The following is an 18,498-nucleotide window of genomic DNA, read 5'->3' as shown; positions in this document are numbered from 1 at the left end:
ATTGCGGAGCCTATGACCAACAAAGGTTATGGGCTGCCGTATCAATTCGGTGTAGACTGTAAGAATGGGTGAAGCTCAGGTCCTGTTCGGAATACTGCGCCATTCAGCGCAGTCGGATATTGTCGATGCTATCGAGCGGCTCGTTGTTGAGGCACCCGACCGCAATCTTAACCGCGTGAATGTTCTTGCCTTCGCGGCCGATCGAGGCTTCGACGAAGAGCAGGTCATCAACACCTTCCTGCATGGCTCGCGCCTCGGCCTGTTCGAGATGTCGTGGAATGTTCTCTGCCCAGGTTGCGGCGGGGTATTGGATGCCAATACATCGCTGAAAACAGTGCAAAGCGACACCTACAATTGTACGCTTTGCGCTGCCGGCTACGAGCCAACGCTCGACGAGATGGTCGAAGTCACTTTCACCGTCAGTCCGCGCGTACGCCACATCGAGGCTCACAATCCGCATGAACTGCCGCCTCTCGAATATTTCCGCCAGATCTACTGGGGCTCGGGTATCGACCTTCCCGATGAGGGCTATGAAGAGAAGGTCGATCAATTCGTCCTGGAATCCCTGGAACTGCCGCCCGGCGAGAAGGCCGTCATATCGCTTCAGTTGCCGGCGGAGTTTACCATCATCTTCGAGCCCGTTACGCACGCCGCGCAATTCCTCGATGTGAAGGGAGAACCATCGAAGGAAAGGCAAACTCTCTCGCTTGTTTTCGACCGCATGCACCGACACAGCGAGGCGATCGAAATGCGACCAGGCCCACTGCGGATTATGATGGAGAACCACACGGATCTTCGCGTGCTGCCATCGATCTGCGTGGCCAACGAGGCTCTCCACACCCTGCTCGGCCAACGCCGACCGTTCCTGACCGCCAAGCGTCTGCTCTCCAACCAGACGTTCCGCGACATCTATCGCACGGACACGATCGATATCGACCAGCGGCTGAAGATTACCAGCCTCACTTTTCTCTTCACCGATCTGCGCGGCTCGACGGAGCTGTACGAAAGGGTCGGTGATCTCGCTGCCTTCGATCTGGTCAGGACCCATTTCGGCATCCTGCATGAGATCGTGGCGGCAGAAGCCGGCGCAGTCGTCAAGACCATCGGCGATGCCGTCATGGCCACCTTCCCGACACCGGATAGGGCGTTGATCGCAGCAATGCGGATGCGCGAGGCCATGCTCAGCCTCAACAAAGAGCGCGGCAGCGACGATCTTCTTCTGAAAATCGGCATTCACGAAGGTCCGTGCATCGCAGTGAGCCTGAACGAGCGGCAGGACTATTTCGGACAAACCGTCAACATCGCCTCGCGCGTGCAGCACCTCGCCACATCACGCGATATATTCGCCACGAGCTCCGTTATCGACAATCCGCGCGCCGCCGAGTTGTTGACCACGCGCGGCTTGAGCCCGCAGTCCCATCAAGTCTCCTTGAGAGGCATCACGGATGCGATCAATATTTTCGCGATCCCTTGAGATCCGTTAGCTGGCGAAGCGACCCGCGTCCGCGCCGTAATAATTGACGTAGCGGTCGGAGATGCTGGCGATCGGCAGAACGATGAGGACATCGGTCGTGTTGAAAGCCTGATCGACGACGGCTGTCGAACCGACCATGGCGCCGAGGCGCAGATAGCCCTTGATCAGCGGCGGCAGCGCCATCAACGCCTTCTTCGGATTGACGGCTTCGACCGGCATCAGGTCCATGTTGCGAGCAAGCGACGGCAAGGCGCCGACGGTCCACTCATCCTTGGCAAGGACATTGTGATAGAGGAAGGACAGAGCCAGCGCATGCTGTTCCGGAAGGACGCCCGGGAAAGAGGCGCAACCGATCATCGCGCCCATGCCGTGCTTCAGCGCATAGGCCCAATTGCCCTGCCACAGAAGCTCGACCGTGCGCTTGTTGCGGTATTCCGGCAGCACGCAGGAACGGCCAAGCTCCATGAAACGCTTGTCGGGATGACGGGCAAGCAGCGCATCCAGATCGAATTCCGAGGAAGAATAGAAACCGCCATTGGCCATGGCCACTTCCTGCCGCAGCAGGCGATAGGTGCCGACGATCTGGTCCTCCGGATCGCCTTCGAGCGACCGGTCAAGGACGAGCAGATGGTCGCAGATGGCATCCCAGCCGTCGATATCGCGCTGACGACGCATGGCGTCAGCCGGCAATTGCGCTTTCATCTCCTCGACGAAAACACGATAGCGGACAGCCTGAGCGGCATCGATCTCGCTCGCCGTACGGGCAAGGCGAGTTTCTAGATTTCCGATGCGTCCAAGCACATCGCTGGCAACCGGCGCGACCGTTGCCTTTGAAGACTGAACCATTTCGCCCTGAGCTTCGCGATTCAAAATTTCGATGGACATGGCGATTCTCCCCCTGCGGGCCGATATAGCGCCATAAACCAAATTCATGCGACAGGAAAGTGACATGCAGCATTGCTAAAAGCAAGAAGCGTGCCCGTTGCAATTTTCGAATGAACGCACAGTCCCCAACTTAACGGCACCGATTGCCTGTGGTTGAGCACCATCAATGCCTGCTATCGGGCATTGATGAATCCGGGCCGCAATCTTCCTTCGAAAACGAAATAGCCGGCTATGCGCGTTCGAAGCTCAGCTTCGACAGGCTTTGCACCGTCGTTACCAATCGCTGGGGGTCGACGGGCTTGACGATGACGGCATCGGCGCCGGCAAGCAAGGCCTGGCGGCGGATCGCATCGCGGCTGTCGGCCGTCAGCACGATGATCGGCAATGATGGCAATCCCTGTCGACGCTCCTGGGCGCGCAGCTGCGCCAGCACGGCCGCACCGGAACCGCCGGGCATATTGAAGTCGGTGACGATAACATCAGGCCGCGGCTCGGCATTTTCCGTGCGGGCACGCAGACCATCGAAATCCTCCACCAGGCAGACCCTGTGGCCTGCCTTGGCAAGCATGGCGCGAATGAGCATGGCGTTGACCGGATCATCCTCGCCGAGCAGGATTTCGAGGGCGGGATCTTCAGCCTCAGGCGTGGTTATGCCGATCTCGGACACGGCTTCGATCAAGGCATCGCGCTTTTCCATGCCGCGCATGCGGCCGCTCAACACATCGATCAACGATTGCTCGCGCAACGGCCGAATGAGCCAGGCATCGAAGAGATCGAGCGGATGGGTGTTGCGCTCCTCGGGATTAACGAGGAAAATCTTGCGCAGCGCCGGCATCGCGAGCTCGTTGCCCTCCCTGAAATATAGGGGCGCCATGCGATGATCGACGATGAGATCGGTCCAGGCACCGCCTTCCTGCGTCGAAGAGGACCGCTTCAGCACATCGATATCGTCGGCGCCGATCAGGCGGCAATGGCCGCCGAGCGTGCGAATGGTCTGCGCGATGGCGGTGCTTGCCGCGCCCTCCGGGGCAAGCAGCAGGACGTGCGCCCCCTTGAGCACGGCATCGCGCCTGAGGTTTCCGTCCTCTTCGGCAACCAACCCGATGGGGAAGCTGACGGTGAATTCGCTGCCTTTGCCGCGTTCGCTGGCGACATTCAGTCCGCCGCCGAATTCGCGCAGGATACGAGCCGAAATGGCAAGCCCGAGCCCGGTGCCGGAGCTTCTCTCGACGATGGTGCCAGCCTGCTCGAACTCTCCGAAAATACGAGCCTGCTCCTCCTCCGTCATACCCGGGCCGCTATCCTGCACCGAGATTGCGAGATTACGCCCTTGCAGGCTGGCACGCACGAGCACACCGCCCGTCTGGGTGAACTTCACCGCATTGCCGAGGACATTGAACAAGACCTGGCGCAGTCGGGCCGGATCGAACTCCATCGCCTCGGGTACATCGGCAGCAACGGTCGCGGCGATTTCGATGCCCTTTTCATGGGCGCGATGGGCAAGCATCTCGACGACGCCTTCCAGCAATGGCCGGAAAGCTTCCTTGCGGGGATGCAATTGGAAACGACCGACCTCGATGGTGGAAAAGTCGAGCAGATCTTCGACCAGTTGCACCAGCGCATGACCCGACTGGCGGATGCCCGTCAGGTAATTGGCCTGCTCCAGCGTCAACGGCGTCTGGGCAAGCAGATGGTTCATGCCCAGAATGCCCGAGAGGGGCGTGCGGATTTCATGACTGACGGTCGCCAGCAACCGCGACTTGGCGGCGCTGTTATATTCGGCCTTCAGCCTCGCATCCTCGCGAAGGCGGGTCGTCTGGCGTTCTTCCGTCACATCGCGCGCCACACTCTGTATGCACAACTGTCCCGTCGACGGATCGCGAAATATGACATCATGCCAGGCAAAGATGCGACGACCCTCGGGCGTCGATATCTCGGCATCCTGATGCTTTGCGTCGGTAACGGCGCGGAAGACCAGGCCGGTCTCCTCCAGCGTCAGACCTTCGGGATTGGATTTGCCCGTCAGCTTGCGGAAGGTGGCGTTGGCGTCCAGAATCCGCCGATCGATGCTGCGGGTGACCGTGATATCGCCGAGCGCATCATGAATGGTGGCGAGCAGACTGTTGCTTTCCTTACGCTCCCAAAGACGGTCATGTTCGCTCTCGCTGAGATCGGCGGCGACAGCGGCAGGTTTGTGCGCGTCTTTCCACATATTGAAGACGCCGATAGCGATCAGGGTAATCGCCACGAGGGCCAGAACGCCGGCCAGGGTCAGCGGGCCTCCGGCAAAGCCGATCGCGAGCAAGATGATACCGACAATCAGACCGCCGCCGTTCAGCCAATGGCGTTGCAGCCAACGCGCCGACGGTGTCAGGCGCCGCTCCGCTTCCTGCAGCGTCTCGGTCGGCTCGGCAAAGGGCGGCCCGTTCCCGGTCAGCCCTTCGATCGATCCGGTTTGGCCGCGCGTAATGTCAGCGGCAAGCTTTTCCTGCAGATTTGCCAGCGTGCTCATGCAATCTGGCTAGCATGGGCAACGTTCCCGATGCCTTCAGGGATTCGCTAGAATTTTAAGCTTTCGCCTTTTTCGGCATCAGAAGCTCGTCGAGAATCACGCAGGCCGCGCCGACTGTAATGAAACTATCGGCCAGGTTGAACACCGCGAAAGACCAGGTTTCCGTATGGAACAGGATATAGTCGATCACATGGCCGTAGAGGAAGCGGTCGATCAGGTTTCCAAGAGCGCCGGCGATGATCAGGGCAAAGCCGAGATGGGCGAGCCAGCGATGATTGGGCGTATGCCGCCAAAGCCAGAGCACGAAGGCGACGATCACAAGCCGCATGCCGACAATGAACCAGCCGTCCATGCCTGACAGCATCGAGAAGGCAACACCGAGATTATAGGTGCGATAGAGCGCCAGCATCGGAATGACCGGAACCATTTCCTGCAGCGGCAGCCAGTGATCGACCGTGATCTTGACGATCTGGTCAAGGATGACGGCGATGACGATGAAGATCAGGATCGGCAAAGGCCGGGAAAACAGCGCCGGCTTTACAGGCGGCTGTGGATTGGTCTCGCTTTCGGTCATCGGCTCTCGCTAAGGGTCAGGATATGGCGGCGGGCTTCGAACAGCATGACCGCCGTCGCAACCGCCAGATTGAGACTGTCGGCACGGCCGGCCTGCGGAATGCGGGCAAGCGCATCGGCCTCTTTCGCCAGGACATCCGGCAGGCCGGATTGCTCGTTGCCCATCAGAATGACGACGGGCTTCTTCTTGTAATCGATGGTCCGGTAGTCGACCGCGCCGGCCAGATGGGTGGCGACGACCGAGACATCGGCCTTCTTCTTCCATGCCAGAAACTCCTCAGGCGTCGCCTTGACGACGGGCATCGCGAAGACCGAGCCCATGGTGGCGCGCACGGTTTCCAGCGAAAACGGATCGGTCGTTTCGCCGACGAGGATGACACCGGAGGCACCGGCCGCATCGGCGGTGCGGATGATGGTGCCGAGGTTGCCGGGATCGCGCACGCGGTCGAGCGCCACCCAGGTCTCGCCAACTTGCGGCTTGACGTCCCTCAGCTGCCGCCAGCGCTGATCGAAGACACCGACCACCATCTGCGGATTGTCGCGACGGGTGATCGACGCAATGACCTTTTCGCTCGCTTCCAGCACCAGCCCGCCGGATGCCACGGTCTTTGCCGCCACCTGTTCGACGAGAGGCTTGCCTTTCGCGGACTTTGCGTAGACCAGCGTGCGGATGGTCCAACCGAGCTCGAGGGCATCGATGACCAGCTTCAGGCCTTCGGCCAGGAAAGCACCGCTCTCCTCGCGCGATTTCTTGACTGTCAGCGCCTTGATGTCCTTGACGATCGGATTGGCAAGCGAGGTGACCTCCTTGACCTGCCCGACCCTGCGCGGGCCGTCGTTACGGAAATCCTGATTCATTTCGGCACCCAGCGGCTGAAGAGAGAGGTGGAAAGCGCCTTGCCCGGCGTGCGGCCATCAAGGCCGGCCTCGCGGATGACCAGCTCGCCGGATTCGACGACACCGCCGGCCCCGCGCATGGTCTCGCGCATCAATTCATGGATCGAATAGAAGCTGGCGCGGATCGAATAGGCCGTCAGCACCAGTCCAAGCGCCTTCGGCGACAGGATCTCTCGGCAGATATCGAGCATGGAAGGCAGATGTTCGAAAAGATGCCAGACCTCGCCATTCGGGCCACGGCCGAATTTCGGCGGGTCGGTGAGAATGATGTCATATTTGCTGCCGCGGCGCTCTTCGCGCAGGATGAACTTCATCGCATCCTCGCAGATCCAGCGGATCGGCAGCTTTTCCATGCGGCCCAGGGCCTGGTTTTCACGCGCCCAGCCGATCGCCTTCTTGGAGGCGTCGACATGGGTGACTTCCGCGCCGGCGGCGGCAGCGACGAGCGAAGCCACGCCGGTATAGCCGAAGAGGTTCAGCACCTTCAGCGGCCGTTTCGCCGCCTCGACCTGTCCCTTCATCCACGCCCAATGGACGATCTGCTCGGGAAAGACGCCGACATGGCGGAACGCGGTAAAGCGACCGAGAAAATCGACACCAAGCAACTGCAATGGCCAGGTTTCGCCGAGCGCCTCGCGCGGAAAGCGCCAGCGGCCCATGCCGTCCTCGTCCGTATCGCCGGTGAAGATGGCATCGGCATTGTCCCACAGATGGGCGGCGAGCGATGGCGGCCACAGCGCCTGCGCCTCGGGGCGCACGATGCGATAAGGGCCGTATTGCTCGAGCTTCAGACCGTTGCCGGTGTCGATAAGGTGAAAATCCCCGGCGCCCAGCGACTCGAGAATGACTGGCACGCGCTCTGCCGGCCGCTCGCCGGTTCGGGCGATCAGCGGACGTTCGGGCGCGGCAGCCACCGGTGCGGCAACACGCGGCTCGGTTACCCGCTCGCCGTGATCCCGCGAAGGTTTAGCGGGCCGCAAGGCATGCGCGGGCTTTGCCGGCGGCTTGCCGGGCATGTCACGCCGGGGTTTTGCCCCGAGACCGCCCGCTGCTTTCTGGCCGGGCCGGTTTTCCCTATGTTTCACCATGCTTGTCTCAAAATTGATATGAGCGTGCAAATAGCATCTGGCCGCCACTTGGCAAAGCGCTTTCCGATCTGCGATGATCCATGTTCATAATGTCGCATTGGAAGGATTGCGTATGGACATGACCGGCGAACAGCGGATCGCGGCACCCAGGGACGCAGTCTGGGCGGCTCTGAACAACCCCGATATGCTCAAGCAGTGCATTCGCGGCTGTGAGAGCCTCGAATGGGTCTCCTCGACGGAACTGACCGCGACCGTGAAGCTGAAGATCGGCCCCCTCTCGACGTCCTTCAACGGCGATGTGACGCTCTCCAATATCAACCCTCCGATAAGCTACACAATCTATGCCGAGGGAAAGGGTGGGATTGCCGGCTTTGCCAAGGGTGGTGCAGACGTCGTCCTTAAGGAAGACGGCAACGAGACCATCCTGCAATACGAAGCCAATGCGCAGGTCGGCGGCAAGATCGCGCAGCTTGGCTCTTGGCTGGTCGATTCCAGCGCCAAGAAGATTACACAGCAGTTCTTTTCCGATCTCACTGCAGCGATCAACGGCCAAGCCAAAGCCTGATTGCCACGATCACATTTGGCGCCCATATAATCGAGTCATGACAACGATACCCGAGACTTGGACCATCCGTCCGGCACGCGAGCAGGATATGCCGCTTCTTGCCGAGATTTATCTGAGCGTTCGCCGGCAGACGTTCCTCTGGGTCGATCCCAGCCATTTCAACCTTGAGGATTTCGCCGTTCATTCGGCGGGCGAGCGCCTGCTGGTTTGCGAGGACCTGCATGGTGTGATCGCAGGCTTCGCGGCGCTATGGGACGCGGACGACTTCATCCATATGCTCTATATTCTCCCGGCATTTCAGGGCCGCGGTGCCGGCAAAGCCCTGCTTGCCGCCCTGCCGGATTGGCCGAAACGCCGATATCGATTGAAATGCCTGGTCAAAAACACGCATGCCATGGCTTTTTATCGGGCGCTCGGCTTCGAAATCATCGGCGACGGAGCTTCGCCGGAAGGCGACTACAAGGAAATGCGGCTTCGCGGCATCCAGTCACTTTGACGGAAGCTGCCCGGCAATCTGCTCGGCGCGCGTGCGGTGCTTATCGGCCTCCGCCTGCCAGCGCACCGCCTCGAGCGACTGGCTGCGGGCGCGCTTGCGATGCTTTCCCTGGCTGAACCAAGTCACCGCGCCGCCGACGAGCATGCCGACGATCAGCGCCACGAACAGCAGGACGAAAAGCGGCGCATGCAGCGACAACACCTGATCGTCCGGCCGGAATGGATTGAGCGCAAGTGTCACCGACTGCCTGTTGGCAACGCAGAATACGATAAAAATGATGCCGAGCGGCAGCAATATCAGCAGGTTGACGATCTTCTTGGCCATTGCGCAGCTCCTTTATCCGGGCGTAGCCGTGTAGATCGCACACGCACCGCCTTAAGCCGCAGAATAGAAAAGACGCGGCCGAGTTCAAGTGCCACCGCGTCGCGGCACAATCATGTCCGAAGGGCCATCCCGGGAAAGTTCGGCCGAAGCCAGACGATCAGTTGTCGTCTTCCTCGTCGCCGGCGCCTGGATTAAGCCGCTCGCGCAGCTCTTTGCCGGTCTTGAAGAAGGGAACCCACTTTTCCTCGACGAACACCGTATCGCCCGTGCGCGGGTTGCGACCGGAGCGGGAGGGACGGTTCTTGACGGAGAAGGCACCGAAGCCGCGAAGTTCAACCCGGTTTCCGGCGGCGAGGGCATCGGTGATCTCATCGAGGACTGCGTTGACGATATTTTCGACGTCGCGGTGATAGAGATGCGGGTTGCGGGCGGCAACAATCTGCACCAATTCCGACTTGATCACGGCTACCCCCTTAAATCATTGATTTATCAGTTGGCAGCACCCTGCCAAACAGAAAGCAGGCCGTCAAGAAACAACTTCTCTGTCATGACTTTCTGAAAGCCATCTGCCTTCAGAAAATCACCATAACCAAGGCCATTTAGCAACCAGGCCGCGGCACTTGGCCAGAAGAAGGACGAGCTTTTGTCTTCCGGCTTCCAATCGACGATCGGCAGGTCCTTGCTGACCTTGCGCGTTTCAAGATAGGTGCGGATCTCGTCTTCGCCGCCAAGCGTGTCGATCAGCTTGTTCTGAAGCGCCTGGCGGCCGGTGAAGATGCTGCCGTCGGCGAGCTTCAACACGTCTTCGCGCGGCAATTTGCGGCGATCCGCGACGAGATCGACGAACCAGCCATAGCTGTCCATGACCATGTTGCGGATCATGTTCTTGGCGTCTTCGCTGGCCGGATGGAACGGCGAAGGCTCGGCCTTCAACGGCGCCGACTTGATCTCGTCGAGGGAAACGCCGACCTTGTCGAGCAGATCCTTGACCTGCGGATACTGGAAGATGACGCCGATGGAGCCAGTGATCGAGGTGTCGCCGGCGACGATATCATCACCGGCGGCGGCAATCATGTAGCCGGCCGAGGCGGCAACGGTGCGGATATCGGAGACGACAGGCTTCTTGGCGGCGACGGCACGGATCGCCTTGAAGATGCGCTCGCCGCCATAGGTCGTTCCGCCGGTCGACGAGATCGAGACGATCAACGCCTTGACCTGGTCGTTGTCGCGGATCTTCTTCAATCGCTCCAGAAGCTCTGGATCATCCTGAATGAGCCCGGAGATCGTAACGCGAGCGACCTGTGGTCCTCGCGCATCCGGCAAGTCCCCGGCGATGAAGCGATAGAGCGCAAAACCAAGGGCCACGAGGAGCAAAACGGCAACAATGCGCCAGAAACCAAGCCTGCGGCGTAATTGTCGCCGATCCGCGATTGCAGAACTGTCCATCACGCCTTATTTCTCCCTGCAACAAACTGAATGCGATACGAACCGGATATATGACACCTTGAAACAGGCACAATCCTCAGAGAAAAGCTGTTCCCGTTTTCGATGTCGTCAGCGGCACGTCGCTCTGCTGGCTCATGAGATAGGGCATCGCCCGATCGGATGAAACCGGCTTATGGCATATTTCTCCGCCAAATTTGCTTGGTTGCAGAAAAAAATCCATATTGGCAAGCAAGTGCAATAATGCGAAACGATCCGATGGGCTTTTTGACACAGCCTCGCATAACGTCAATGCGGTTCTCCGGATCAGAAAAGACGGACCTGTTGCATGCTCAATACGATCGAGACCCCCGGCGAGACCGTCCGCGCTTTGCCGGAACGAAGCCACTATAAGGACGCGATCTTCCACTCGACGCGCGTGAGAAGACTGAGGGTGCTGCTGCCGCTGATCGCGATAATCATCTCGCTGATCTTCATTGGCGTCTCGGTGATCCGCGCCTATCTGCCGGCCGAGATCCAGATCGAAGGCGCCAAGATCGAGGACGGCAAGGTCGTGATGGAGCGCCCGGCCATCGCCGGCCGCAACAAGGACGGCATCAATTACTCCCTGCTCGCCGAAAAGGCGCTGCAGGATATCAAGAACCCCAACATGATCACGCTCAAGACCATCAAGGCATCCATGCCCGTCAATACGGACGTGATCGCACATGTGACCGCTCAAAGCGCGGACTTCGACCGACAGGCCGATACGCTGAAGCTGACCGAACCTTTCACCATCGTGATGGACAATGGCTTGCGCGCCGAATTCAGGACGGCGTTCCTCGACGTCAAGAAGGGCGACCTGTCGAGCCAAGATCAGGTTTCAATCTTTCGAGGTGGCATGTCGGTTGTTGCGCGTTCGCTCAAGATGACGGATAAGGGGAGCGTAATCGAACTCGACGGGCAGGTTCAGGTGCATATCGAACCGTCCGCACTCAACAATTCAGCTAGCGAAAAGAAGCCGGGCGGTTCATGATAAACGATTGGACACATTCAATTTTCAACTCCCGCCGACGCAGAGCCGGCCTTTTCTGCGCCATCGGCGCGCTTGCTCTCTTTGCAGCCGCCGAAGCCGGTGCGCAGGCAACGACAAGCAAGATGCCCGGTCTCGCCATTTCGAAGGATCAGCCGATCCAGATCGAAAGCGACAAGCTGGAAATCCATGATGCGGAGAGCCAGGCCGTATTCACCGGCAACGTCAAGGTGGTTCAGGGAACCACGACAATGCAGGCTGGAAAGATGACGGTCTTCTACAAGAAGAAGCAGCCGGCCGATGCCAACGCGCCCAAGCCGGCGGACAATCCCGTCGCCAAGGTCGCCAAGGAACAGAACGAATCTCTGGTCTCCGGCGATGCGAACATCGACCACATTCTGGTCACCGATAAGGTCTACCTCGTTTCCGGCACGCAGACGGCGACCGCCGAAGACGGTTCCTTCGACATGGCAAACCAGCTCGCCATCCTCAAGGGCAAGAAGGTTGTGCTGACGGACGGACCGAATGTTTTCACGGGTTGCCAGCTCACCGTGCATATGGCGACAGGTGAAGCACAGCTGGATGCCTGTGGGGGCCGCGTCCAGATCCAGCTCGATCCGAAGTCGCAGCAAGTGCAGCAACAACAGAACAAAAACTGATACTGGCCCCCTCGTGACCACATCGACCACCACCACCTTACCCGGTATGCCCGGGCCATCTTCTGCGACATCCGGTGCGCCGGCCGCGGATAAAGCGCGCTATCAGGGCACCCTGATTGCGCGCGGCCTCACCAAAACCTACGGTAGACGCCGTGTCGTGAACGGCGTTTCGCTGGTCGTGCGGCGTGGCGAAGCAGTGGGTCTGCTGGGGCCGAACGGCGCCGGCAAGACGACCTGTTTCTATATGATCACCGGGCTGGTGCCCGTGGACGAAGGCACGATCGAGATCGACGGCAACAATGTCACCTCGATGCCGATGTACCGTCGCGCGCGGCTCGGTGTCGGCTATCTGCCGCAGGAAGCCTCGATCTTTCGTGGCCTGACGGTGGAACAGAACATCCGCGCCGTGCTGGAGGTTCACGAAAAGGACAAGGCAAAGCGAGAGCACAAGATCGACGAATTGCTGGAGGAATTCCACATTCGCAATCTGCGCACCGTGCCCGCGATCGCTCTTTCGGGCGGCGAGCGGCGACGCCTTGAAATCGCCCGCGCATTGGCGACCGATCCGACCTTCATGTTGCTCGACGAGCCTTTTGCCGGTGTCGATCCGATCTCGGTCGCCGACATTCAGAACCTCGTCCACCATCTGACGGCGCGCGGCATCGGTGTCTTGATCACCGACCACAATGTCCGTGAAACGCTTGGCCTGATCGACCGCGCTTATATCATTCATGCCGGCGAAGTGCTCACCCATGGCAGAGCCAACGATATCGTTAGCAATCCGGAAGTTCGGAAACTCTATCTCGGTGACAATTTCAGCCTTTGATAGGCTGAAATTCGATCCGCTCGCGCTTTAATATTATATAAAACTGCCGCGCGGCCGAAATTTACCTTTGCTTCACAGTTCCACTTGACCAAATCTTATAAAAAAGCAATTTTTGGGCCAGTTGGAATTTCGCGAAGATTTTAGTGACGGAAAACGCGAATTCCCGAGGAGTTCAAGGGGAGTCTCGCGTCCGCCATGGCACTATCGGCCAATCTTTTCCTGCGCCAAAGCCAAAGCCTGGTGATGACACCGCAACTGATGCAATCCATCCAGTTGCTGCAGATGACGCATTTCGAACTGACACAATTCATCGGCCAGGAAGTCGAGAAAAACCCGCTGCTGGAATTTGCGTCAAATGACGAAGATATGGGCAGTCATGGTGATCGCGAGACGAAGGACGATTCCTTCGAGGCCGTAGGCGATAGCCACGACGAGACTTTCGACAGCAGCGACCTTGCGAGCGACTGGTACGAGAACGAAAATACCGGCAATGCCGACAGGCTGAACAACGAGCTCGACACCAATTTCAGCGACGTCTTCCCCGACGACGGGAGCCCGCAGCGGGCCGACGCGCCTGAGCTGCTAAGTCAATGGAAATCCATGCCCGGCGGAGAAGCGGGCGAGAGTTTTGATCTGGACGATTTCGTCGCCGGCCAGGTATCGCTGCGCGACCATCTGAACGAACAGATCCCATTTTCGTTTCCCGCCATGGGTGATCGGCTGATCGCACAGCACCTCGTCGACCAACTCGATGAAGCCGGCTATCTCCGTGCCGACCTGAACGAGACGGTGGAGCGCCTTGGCTCGGCGATCGGGGATGTGGAGCGCGTGCTGGCTACCTTGCAGCTGCTGGACCCCCCTGGCATCTTCGCCCGCTCCCTCAGCGAATGCCTGGAAATCCAGCTTCGGCAAAAGGATCGGTTCGATCCGGCCATGGAGCGGCTGATCCAGAATCTGGAACTTCTGGGGCGGCGCGATTTCGCATCGCTGAAGCGGCTCTGCGGCGTCGATGAGGAAGACCTGCTCGACATGATGGCGGAAATCCGCCAGCTGAACCCAAAGCCCGGCAGCTGCTTTGAGACCAGCGTGTCCGAAGCGATCATGCCTGATATCGTCGTGCGCCCCTCCACTGATGGTAGCTGGCTGGTGGAGCTCAATCCCGATGCTCTTCCTCGGGTGCTGGTGAGCCAGTCCTATTTCGCTTCCGTCACCAAAACCAGTCAGGACCACGCTTTTCTGTCGGAATGCCTTCAGAACGCCAACTGGCTGACCCGCAGTCTGGACCAGCGCGCCAAGACCATCATGAAGGTGGCAAGCGAGATCGTGCGGCAGCAGGATGCCTTCCTGATCCATGGCGTCGATCATCTGCGGCCACTCAATCTGAAGACCGTGGCCGACGCGATCAAGATGCACGAATCGACCGTCAGCCGCGTCACCTCGAACAAATACATGCTGACGCCGCGCGGAATGTTCGAGCTCAAATATTTCTTTACCGTCTCGATCAGCGCTGTCGAGGGTGGCGACGGTCATTCGGCCGAAGCCGTGCGCCACAAGATCCGCCTGCTGATATCGAACGAAAGCCCGGATGCGGTTCTGTCAGACGACGATATCGTCGATACGCTCAAAAGCGGCGGCATCGAGCTGGCTCGCCGCACGGTTGCAAAATACCGGGAAGCCATGAACATCCCATCGTCCGTGCAACGACGCCGAGAGAAGCGGGCCTTGGCAAAAGTCGCCAGTTTCTGACGATTGTCGATCTTCAACCACAGGGTGCGGATCTCCTAACAGTCCGTTAAGATGCAGTTGACTTTCCCATGTGGTGGGGCTAGAAGCCCGCCGCAATCGCTGCAGGACAGCACGACCATGAAACTTATCCCCATCATCCCGAAGGCGGTCGAAATACGCAATTTGTCTTTGACCGCGTGAAGTGCTTGGATGAGCTTGAGGCTTGGCGTAAACTGATACGCGCAATAACCACTACAAGAAGGGAAACTCCATGAGTGTGCGTGTCTCCGGTAAACATATGGAAATTGGTGACTCGTTCCGGCAGCGGATCGAGGACCAGATCGGTATGGCCGTGACGAAATACTTCGACGGGGGGTATTCGGGTCAGGTAACGGTGCAGAAATCCAGCTCTCGCTTTGCGGCCGATTGCAAGCTTCACCTCGACAGTGGTGTCGTGTTGCATGCTGCCGGTGAAGCCATGGATCCGCAGCTGGCGTTCGACGCAGCATCTGCACGCATCGAGAAACGCCTGCGACGCTACAAACGCAAGCTTAAGGATCATCAGGCCGGCAACCACATCAACGGTCAGGCGGAAGTTGCCTATACCGTCATGGATGGCGTGCCGGATGACGACGAGGAAATTGCCGCCGATTTCGCGCCGGTGATCGTTGCTGAAAGCACGAAGCAATTGAAAACCATGTCGGTAGCGACCGCCGTGATGGCGCTCGATATGACCGACGAACCGTTGCTGCTCTTCCGCAGCCCCGGCAAGGAACATTTGAACATCGTCTACCGCCGCCAGGACGGTAACATTGGCTGGATCGACGCGGCCAATATCAAAAGCTGAGAATAGAAGATAAGCGGCGGCGGCGCGTAACAGCACCCGGCCGCCGCTTTTTCCCGTTACCGGCTCTCGGCGACACGAAGGATAAAGAGAATGGCATTGGCAGATTTGCTACACCAAGATGCGATCATCCCCGCCTTGAGGGCAAATTCCAAAAAACAATTGCTTCAGGAACTGGCGGCCAAAGCCTCGAAACTGACCGGACTTCCCGAACGCGAGATTTTTGATGTCGTGCTGCAGCGCGAACGCCTGGGTTCCACCGGCGTCGGCAACGGCATCGCCATCCCGCACGGCAAGCTCGCCAGCATCAAGTCCATCGCCGGCATTTTCGCGCGCCTCGAGGCGCCCGTTGATTTTGAGGCTCTGGACGATCAACCCGTCGATCTCGTCTTCCTGCTGCTCGCGCCCGAAGGCGCAGGCGCTGATCATCTGAAGGCGCTGTCTCGTATTGCCCGCGTGCTCCGTGACCAGGATCTGGTCGCCAAGCTGCGCGCTACCGATTCCGCATCGGCAATCTACTCATTCCTCAATGAGGAACAGGCATCCAACGCCGCTTAGAGCCGGATGTCGTCCGAAAACCGCTTACACTTTTCGGCGTCATGCTCTGACGGTTTGGATCGCATCGGACCAAGGCAAAAATAAGAGCCGGATGATCTGAAATCATCCGGCTCTTATTTTTTATTTCCGTGTGTGGATCAGGCGTCTTTTTCGTCGAGCGGGCTATTGGCGCCCTCGGCATTTTCGACGATCTTCGGGCCGCCCTTGGCGACACCGACCATGGCCGGGCGCAGAACGCGCTCGCCGATCACGAAGCCAGCCTGCACCACCTGCACCACCGTATTATTCGGCACTTCTGGGTTCGGCACTTCGAACATCGCCTGATGGAAATTGGGGTCGAACTTCTGTCCGACCGGCTCGATCTGACGCACGCCATGACGCTCCAGGGCGGAGAGCATGGAACGCTCGGTCATCTCGACACCTTCAATCAGGGTCGTCAGGCCGGCATCACCGCCGGCACGGGCCTCGGCCGGAATGGCATCCAGCGTACGGCGCAGATTATCCGCCACCGCCAGCATATCGCGGGCGAAGCTTGCCACGGAGTAGGACTTTGCGTCCTTTATCTCGCGCTCGGTACGCCGGCGAAGATTGTCCATATCGGCGGCGAGGCGAAGATAGCGATCACGCAGTTCGCCGTTTTCGGCCTTCAGCAGCTCAACCGGGTCGGGCTGAGACGGTTCCGTCGCATCCACGGTTTCCGCTGCTTCTTGAGCGAAATCCGCAGCAGCGTCGGCCGCCGTGGCGTCAGGTCCGGTTTTCGTTGTTTCGTCGGTCATGACGGTCTCCGAATTGCTTTGTCTTTTGGATGTGCCCGATATCGAGGTTTACCCGGAAAAAATCAAGGCTTTGTCGAGAAGAACAGCCAATTCCCGATATTCTCGCGGCATCAGAAAGCCCGTCGATCAAAGACTCCGATCGGAACCTTGCCTATCCAGACCTCTCCCGTGGTGATATGATGAGGTTCATCTCAGCACAATGCGAGGTGAGATCCATGTCTAGTGGCAAATCCCTTTCAGGAAAATGTTTTTGCGGCGCAGTGGAGATCGCGGTCGACGGCGAACCGATGGCGATGGGCTATTGCCATTGCGACTCGTGTCGGGAGTGGTCGGCGGGGCCGGTTAACGCCTTTTCGCTCTGGCCACCGGAAGCCGTCCACATCACCAAGGGTGCCGATCATATCGGCAGCTATCAGAAGACCGAGAAGAGCGTGCGCAAATGGTGCACTGTCTGTGGCGGCCATCTGCTGACAGAGCATCCCTTGTGGGGCGTGACCGACGTGTACGCGGCCACCCTTCCCGCCCTCGACTTTCAGCCGGCGCTGCACGTCAATTATGAAACGACGGTGCTGCATCTGCGGGACGGACTGCCGAAGCAGAAGGATTTTCCGGCCGAGATGGGCGGATCTGGAACGCTGCTTCCAGATTAGGCGCGTCCGTCAGATGCCTGAGCGTGACAGCCTTGAAATCAGCTGGGCCGTATAATCGACCATCGGCACGATACGGGCGTAGTTCAGCCGCGTCGGGCCGATGACGCCGACAGCACCGACGATGCGATCGTCGTCGTCGCGATAAGGCGCCACGATCAGCGACGAGCCGGAGAGCGAAAAGAGCTTGTTTTCCGAGCCGATGAAGATGCGCACGCCCGGCCCGCTTTCGGCCAGATTGAGTATCTCGATCAGGCTGTCCTTCTTTTCGAGATCGTCGAAAAGCAACCGCAGCCGATCCAGATCCTCGGCGCCGGCAATTTCGGACAGGAGATTGGCGTGACCACGGACGATGAGCTGCGTCGGCTTGCCTTCGTCCTCGCCACCGGACCAGACGGCGATCCCGCGCTCGACCAGCTCCCGCGACAGCGTATCCAGCTCGTGACGCACGCTCTCCTTCAACGTCTGCAATTGACGGCGCAGATCCGGCAGGGTTTGGCCCGTCATATGGGCATTGAGGAAATTCGCCGCCTCCGTCAACTGCGAGGAGGTGACGCCGGCCGGCAGTTCTATGATGCGGTTTTCCACCTGATCATGCTCGCCCACGAGCACGGCGAGCGCCTTGGTCGGCTCCAGACGGATGAATTCGACGTGCTTCAGCACCGGGTCGTTCTTCGAGGTAATCACCAGCCCGGCGCCGCGTGAAATGCCGGAGAGCATACGGCTCGCCTCGGTCATAACAGATTCCATCGGCTGATCGCGATTGCTGCCGCGGACCTGGCGGTCGATGGTGGCACGATCCTCAGCCGAGAGATCGCCGACCTGCATGAAGGCATCGACAAAGAAACGCAGCCCGACCTGGGTCGGCAGCCGGCCGGCGCTGATATGCGGCGAATAGATAAGCCCTAGCTCTTCCAGATCGCTCATGACATTGCGCACGGAGGCCGGCGACAGGGACATCGGCAGCAGGCGGGAGAGATTGCGCGATCCAAGCGGCTCGCCATTCTCCAGATAGCCCTCGACGATACGGCGGAAAACTTCCTTGGATCGTTCGTCCAGTGCAGCAATGACATCCGAAACCGACGATGTCGTGAATACCATTTCGCTGTCTAATCCATTTCGTTGAGCCTTGGCCAAAATATAATCATTCAGTTAGCAATGGCGAAAGGGAAAAATGCTGCTGCCGTCGCCGCC

At 59.2% G+C, this 18,498-nt stretch carries 20 protein-coding genes; 10 read left to right on the top strand and 10 right to left on the bottom strand.

Going from position 1 to position 18,498, the window contains the following annotated elements; genetic code table 11:
- Positions 1 to 64 precede the first annotated feature (64 nt).
- Positions 65 to 1,474, top strand: coding sequence for a DUF5939 domain-containing protein (locus tag ACQZ6F_RS23075; protein ID WP_449094240.1), 1,410 nt, complete (start codon positions 65 to 67; stop codon positions 1,472 to 1,474).
- Between the two features lie 6 nt (positions 1,475 to 1,480).
- On the opposite strand, the gene olsB is transcribed toward ACQZ6F_RS23075, so the two are convergent.
- The 5 genes from olsB to ACQZ6F_RS23050 form a co-directional block, all read right to left on the bottom strand.
- Positions 1,481 to 2,359, bottom strand: a complete 879-nt coding sequence (gene olsB, locus ACQZ6F_RS23070; protein ID WP_077468546.1) for a l-ornithine N(alpha)-acyltransferase — start codon at positions 2,357 to 2,359, stop codon at positions 1,481 to 1,483.
- A 229-nt stretch (positions 2,360 to 2,588) separates the two neighbouring features.
- Positions 2,589 to 4,871, bottom strand: a complete 2,283-nt coding sequence (locus ACQZ6F_RS23065; RefSeq protein ID WP_449094239.1) for an ATP-binding response regulator — start codon at positions 4,869 to 4,871, stop codon at positions 2,589 to 2,591.
- A gap of 55 nt (positions 4,872 to 4,926) precedes the next feature.
- The gene (lspA, locus tag ACQZ6F_RS23060) at positions 4,927 to 5,445 is read right to left on the bottom strand and encodes a signal peptidase II (RefSeq protein WP_077468544.1); all 519 of its coding nucleotides are present in this window, start codon (positions 5,443 to 5,445) and stop codon (positions 4,927 to 4,929) included.
- The gene (locus ACQZ6F_RS23055; RefSeq protein WP_077468543.1) at positions 5,442 to 6,302 is read right to left on the bottom strand and encodes a TrmH family RNA methyltransferase; all 861 of its coding nucleotides are present in this window, start codon (positions 6,300 to 6,302) and stop codon (positions 5,442 to 5,444) included. The genes lspA and ACQZ6F_RS23055 overlap by 4 nt, the downstream gene beginning before the upstream one ends.
- Complete coding sequence (locus ACQZ6F_RS23050; RefSeq protein ID WP_449094411.1) at positions 6,299 to 7,426, bottom strand: class I SAM-dependent methyltransferase; 1,128 nt, start codon at positions 7,424 to 7,426, stop codon at positions 6,299 to 6,301. The genes ACQZ6F_RS23055 and ACQZ6F_RS23050 overlap by 4 nt, the downstream gene beginning before the upstream one ends.
- Before the next feature lie 115 nt (positions 7,427 to 7,541).
- On the opposite strand from ACQZ6F_RS23050, the gene ACQZ6F_RS23045 reads away from it, so the two are divergent.
- On the top strand, positions 7,542 to 7,994 hold the full coding sequence (locus tag ACQZ6F_RS23045) for a CoxG family protein (RefSeq protein ID WP_449094238.1): 453 nt from the start codon (positions 7,542 to 7,544) through the stop codon (positions 7,992 to 7,994).
- Positions 7,995 to 8,031: 37 nt separating this feature from the next.
- On the top strand, positions 8,032 to 8,490 hold the full coding sequence (locus tag ACQZ6F_RS23040; RefSeq protein ID WP_449094237.1) for an N-acetyltransferase family protein: 459 nt from the start codon (positions 8,032 to 8,034) through the stop codon (positions 8,488 to 8,490).
- Here the strand turns inward: ACQZ6F_RS23040 and ACQZ6F_RS23035 are convergent.
- The 3 genes from ACQZ6F_RS23035 to sppA all read right to left on the bottom strand — a co-directional run bounded on the left by ACQZ6F_RS23035 (position 8,482) and on the right by sppA (position 10,260).
- On the bottom strand, positions 8,482 to 8,814 hold the full coding sequence (locus tag ACQZ6F_RS23035) for a LapA family protein (RefSeq protein WP_068397669.1): 333 nt from the start codon (positions 8,812 to 8,814) through the stop codon (positions 8,482 to 8,484). The two genes, ACQZ6F_RS23040 and ACQZ6F_RS23035, sit on opposite strands and share 9 nt — an antisense overlap.
- Positions 8,815 to 8,971: 157 nt before the next feature.
- Positions 8,972 to 9,277, bottom strand: a complete 306-nt coding sequence (locus ACQZ6F_RS23030) for an integration host factor subunit beta (protein ID WP_004120746.1) — start codon at positions 9,275 to 9,277, stop codon at positions 8,972 to 8,974.
- 26 nt (positions 9,278 to 9,303) lie between these two features.
- Complete coding sequence (sppA, locus tag ACQZ6F_RS23025) at positions 9,304 to 10,260, bottom strand: signal peptide peptidase SppA (protein ID WP_077468539.1); 957 nt, start codon at positions 10,258 to 10,260, stop codon at positions 9,304 to 9,306.
- 325 nt (positions 10,261 to 10,585) lie between these two features.
- Here sppA and lptC point away from each other — a divergent pair, with 325 nt between their 5' ends.
- From lptC to ptsN, 6 genes are all read left to right on the top strand, one after another.
- A complete protein-coding gene (gene lptC, locus ACQZ6F_RS23020) occupies positions 10,586 to 11,272 on the top strand; it encodes an LPS export ABC transporter periplasmic protein LptC (RefSeq protein ID WP_077468538.1) in 687 nt (228 codons plus the stop codon).
- On the top strand, positions 11,269 to 11,928 hold the full coding sequence (locus tag ACQZ6F_RS23015; RefSeq protein ID WP_077468537.1) for an LptA/OstA family protein: 660 nt from the start codon (positions 11,269 to 11,271) through the stop codon (positions 11,926 to 11,928). Before lptC ends, ACQZ6F_RS23015 begins: the two co-directional genes overlap by 4 nt.
- Positions 11,929 to 11,974: 46 nt before the next feature.
- A complete protein-coding gene (gene lptB, locus ACQZ6F_RS23010) occupies positions 11,975 to 12,754 on the top strand; it encodes an LPS export ABC transporter ATP-binding protein (protein ID WP_077468536.1) in 780 nt (259 codons plus the stop codon).
- A gap of 195 nt (positions 12,755 to 12,949) precedes the next feature.
- Positions 12,950 to 14,500, top strand: a complete 1,551-nt coding sequence (gene rpoN, locus ACQZ6F_RS23005; RefSeq protein WP_077468535.1) for an RNA polymerase factor sigma-54 — start codon at positions 12,950 to 12,952, stop codon at positions 14,498 to 14,500.
- A gap of 250 nt (positions 14,501 to 14,750) precedes the next feature.
- Positions 14,751 to 15,326: a ribosome hibernation-promoting factor, HPF/YfiA family gene (hpf, locus tag ACQZ6F_RS23000; protein WP_077468534.1), complete on the top strand. Its 576-nt coding sequence runs from the start codon at positions 14,751 to 14,753 to the stop codon at positions 15,324 to 15,326.
- Positions 15,327 to 15,416: 90 nt separating this feature from the next.
- Positions 15,417 to 15,881, top strand: coding sequence for a PTS IIA-like nitrogen regulatory protein PtsN (gene ptsN, locus ACQZ6F_RS22995; protein WP_077468533.1), 465 nt, complete (start codon positions 15,417 to 15,419; stop codon positions 15,879 to 15,881).
- A 137-nt stretch (positions 15,882 to 16,018) separates the two neighbouring features.
- Here ptsN and grpE read toward each other — a convergent pair whose 3' ends face one another.
- Positions 16,019 to 16,657 (bottom strand): nucleotide exchange factor GrpE, encoded by a 639-nt coding sequence (gene grpE, locus ACQZ6F_RS22990; protein WP_077468532.1) that lies wholly within the window; start codon positions 16,655 to 16,657, stop codon positions 16,019 to 16,021.
- A 215-nt stretch (positions 16,658 to 16,872) separates the two neighbouring features.
- Here grpE and ACQZ6F_RS22985 point away from each other — a divergent pair, with 215 nt between their 5' ends.
- Positions 16,873 to 17,307, top strand: a complete 435-nt coding sequence (locus ACQZ6F_RS22985) for a GFA family protein (protein WP_077468531.1) — start codon at positions 16,873 to 16,875, stop codon at positions 17,305 to 17,307.
- Between the two features lie 9 nt (positions 17,308 to 17,316).
- Here ACQZ6F_RS22985 and hrcA read toward each other — a convergent pair whose 3' ends face one another.
- Positions 17,317 to 18,405 carry a heat-inducible transcriptional repressor HrcA gene (gene hrcA / locus ACQZ6F_RS22980; protein ID WP_077468530.1) on the bottom strand — a complete coding sequence of 363 codons (1,089 nt, stop codon included), beginning with the start codon at positions 18,403 to 18,405 and terminating at the stop codon, positions 17,317 to 17,319.
- Between the last annotated feature and the right edge of the window lie 93 nt (positions 18,406 to 18,498).

Source organism: Rhizobium sp. A22-96, from assembly GCF_053521805.1.
This window is presented reverse-complemented; position numbering and strand designations above follow the sequence as displayed.

What these genes read in the sequence shown, in the direction of transcription:
- sppA (WP_077468539.1), bottom strand. Translation starts at nt 10,260, where the DNA reads ATGGACAGTTCTGCAATCGCGGATCGGCGACAATTACGCCGCAGGCTT.
- grpE (WP_077468532.1), bottom strand. Translation starts at nt 16,657, where the DNA reads ATGACCGACGAAACAACGAAAACCGGACCTGACGCCACGGCGGCCGAC.
- olsB (WP_077468546.1), bottom strand. Translation starts at nt 2,359, where the DNA reads ATGTCCATCGAAATTTTGAATCGCGAAGCTCAGGGCGAAATGGTTCAG.
- ACQZ6F_RS23015 (WP_077468537.1), top strand. Translation starts at nt 11,269, where the DNA reads ATGATAAACGATTGGACACATTCAATTTTCAACTCCCGCCGACGCAGA.
- ACQZ6F_RS23035 (WP_068397669.1), bottom strand. Translation starts at nt 8,814, where the DNA reads ATGGCCAAGAAGATCGTCAACCTGCTGATATTGCTGCCGCTCGGCATC.
- ACQZ6F_RS23045 (WP_449094238.1), top strand. Translation starts at nt 7,542, where the DNA reads ATGGACATGACCGGCGAACAGCGGATCGCGGCACCCAGGGACGCAGTC.
- ACQZ6F_RS23055 (WP_077468543.1), bottom strand. Translation starts at nt 6,302, where the DNA reads ATGAATCAGGATTTCCGTAACGACGGCCCGCGCAGGGTCGGGCAGGTC.
- ACQZ6F_RS23075 (WP_449094240.1), top strand. Translation starts at nt 65, where the DNA reads ATGGGTGAAGCTCAGGTCCTGTTCGGAATACTGCGCCATTCAGCGCAG.
- ACQZ6F_RS23065 (WP_449094239.1), bottom strand. Translation starts at nt 4,871, where the DNA reads ATGAGCACGCTGGCAAATCTGCAGGAAAAGCTTGCCGCTGACATTACG.
- ACQZ6F_RS23040 (WP_449094237.1), top strand. Translation starts at nt 8,032, where the DNA reads ATGACAACGATACCCGAGACTTGGACCATCCGTCCGGCACGCGAGCAG.
- lptC (WP_077468538.1), top strand. Translation starts at nt 10,586, where the DNA reads ATGCTCAATACGATCGAGACCCCCGGCGAGACCGTCCGCGCTTTGCCG.
- hpf (WP_077468534.1), top strand. Translation starts at nt 14,751, where the DNA reads ATGAGTGTGCGTGTCTCCGGTAAACATATGGAAATTGGTGACTCGTTC.
- rpoN (WP_077468535.1), top strand. Translation starts at nt 12,950, where the DNA reads ATGGCACTATCGGCCAATCTTTTCCTGCGCCAAAGCCAAAGCCTGGTG.
- lptB (WP_077468536.1), top strand. Translation starts at nt 11,975, where the DNA reads ATGCCCGGGCCATCTTCTGCGACATCCGGTGCGCCGGCCGCGGATAAA.
- ACQZ6F_RS22985 (WP_077468531.1), top strand. Translation starts at nt 16,873, where the DNA reads ATGTCTAGTGGCAAATCCCTTTCAGGAAAATGTTTTTGCGGCGCAGTG.
- ptsN (WP_077468533.1), top strand. Translation starts at nt 15,417, where the DNA reads ATGGCATTGGCAGATTTGCTACACCAAGATGCGATCATCCCCGCCTTG.
- lspA (WP_077468544.1), bottom strand. Translation starts at nt 5,445, where the DNA reads ATGACCGAAAGCGAGACCAATCCACAGCCGCCTGTAAAGCCGGCGCTG.
- hrcA (WP_077468530.1), bottom strand. Translation starts at nt 18,405, where the DNA reads ATGGTATTCACGACATCGTCGGTTTCGGATGTCATTGCTGCACTGGAC.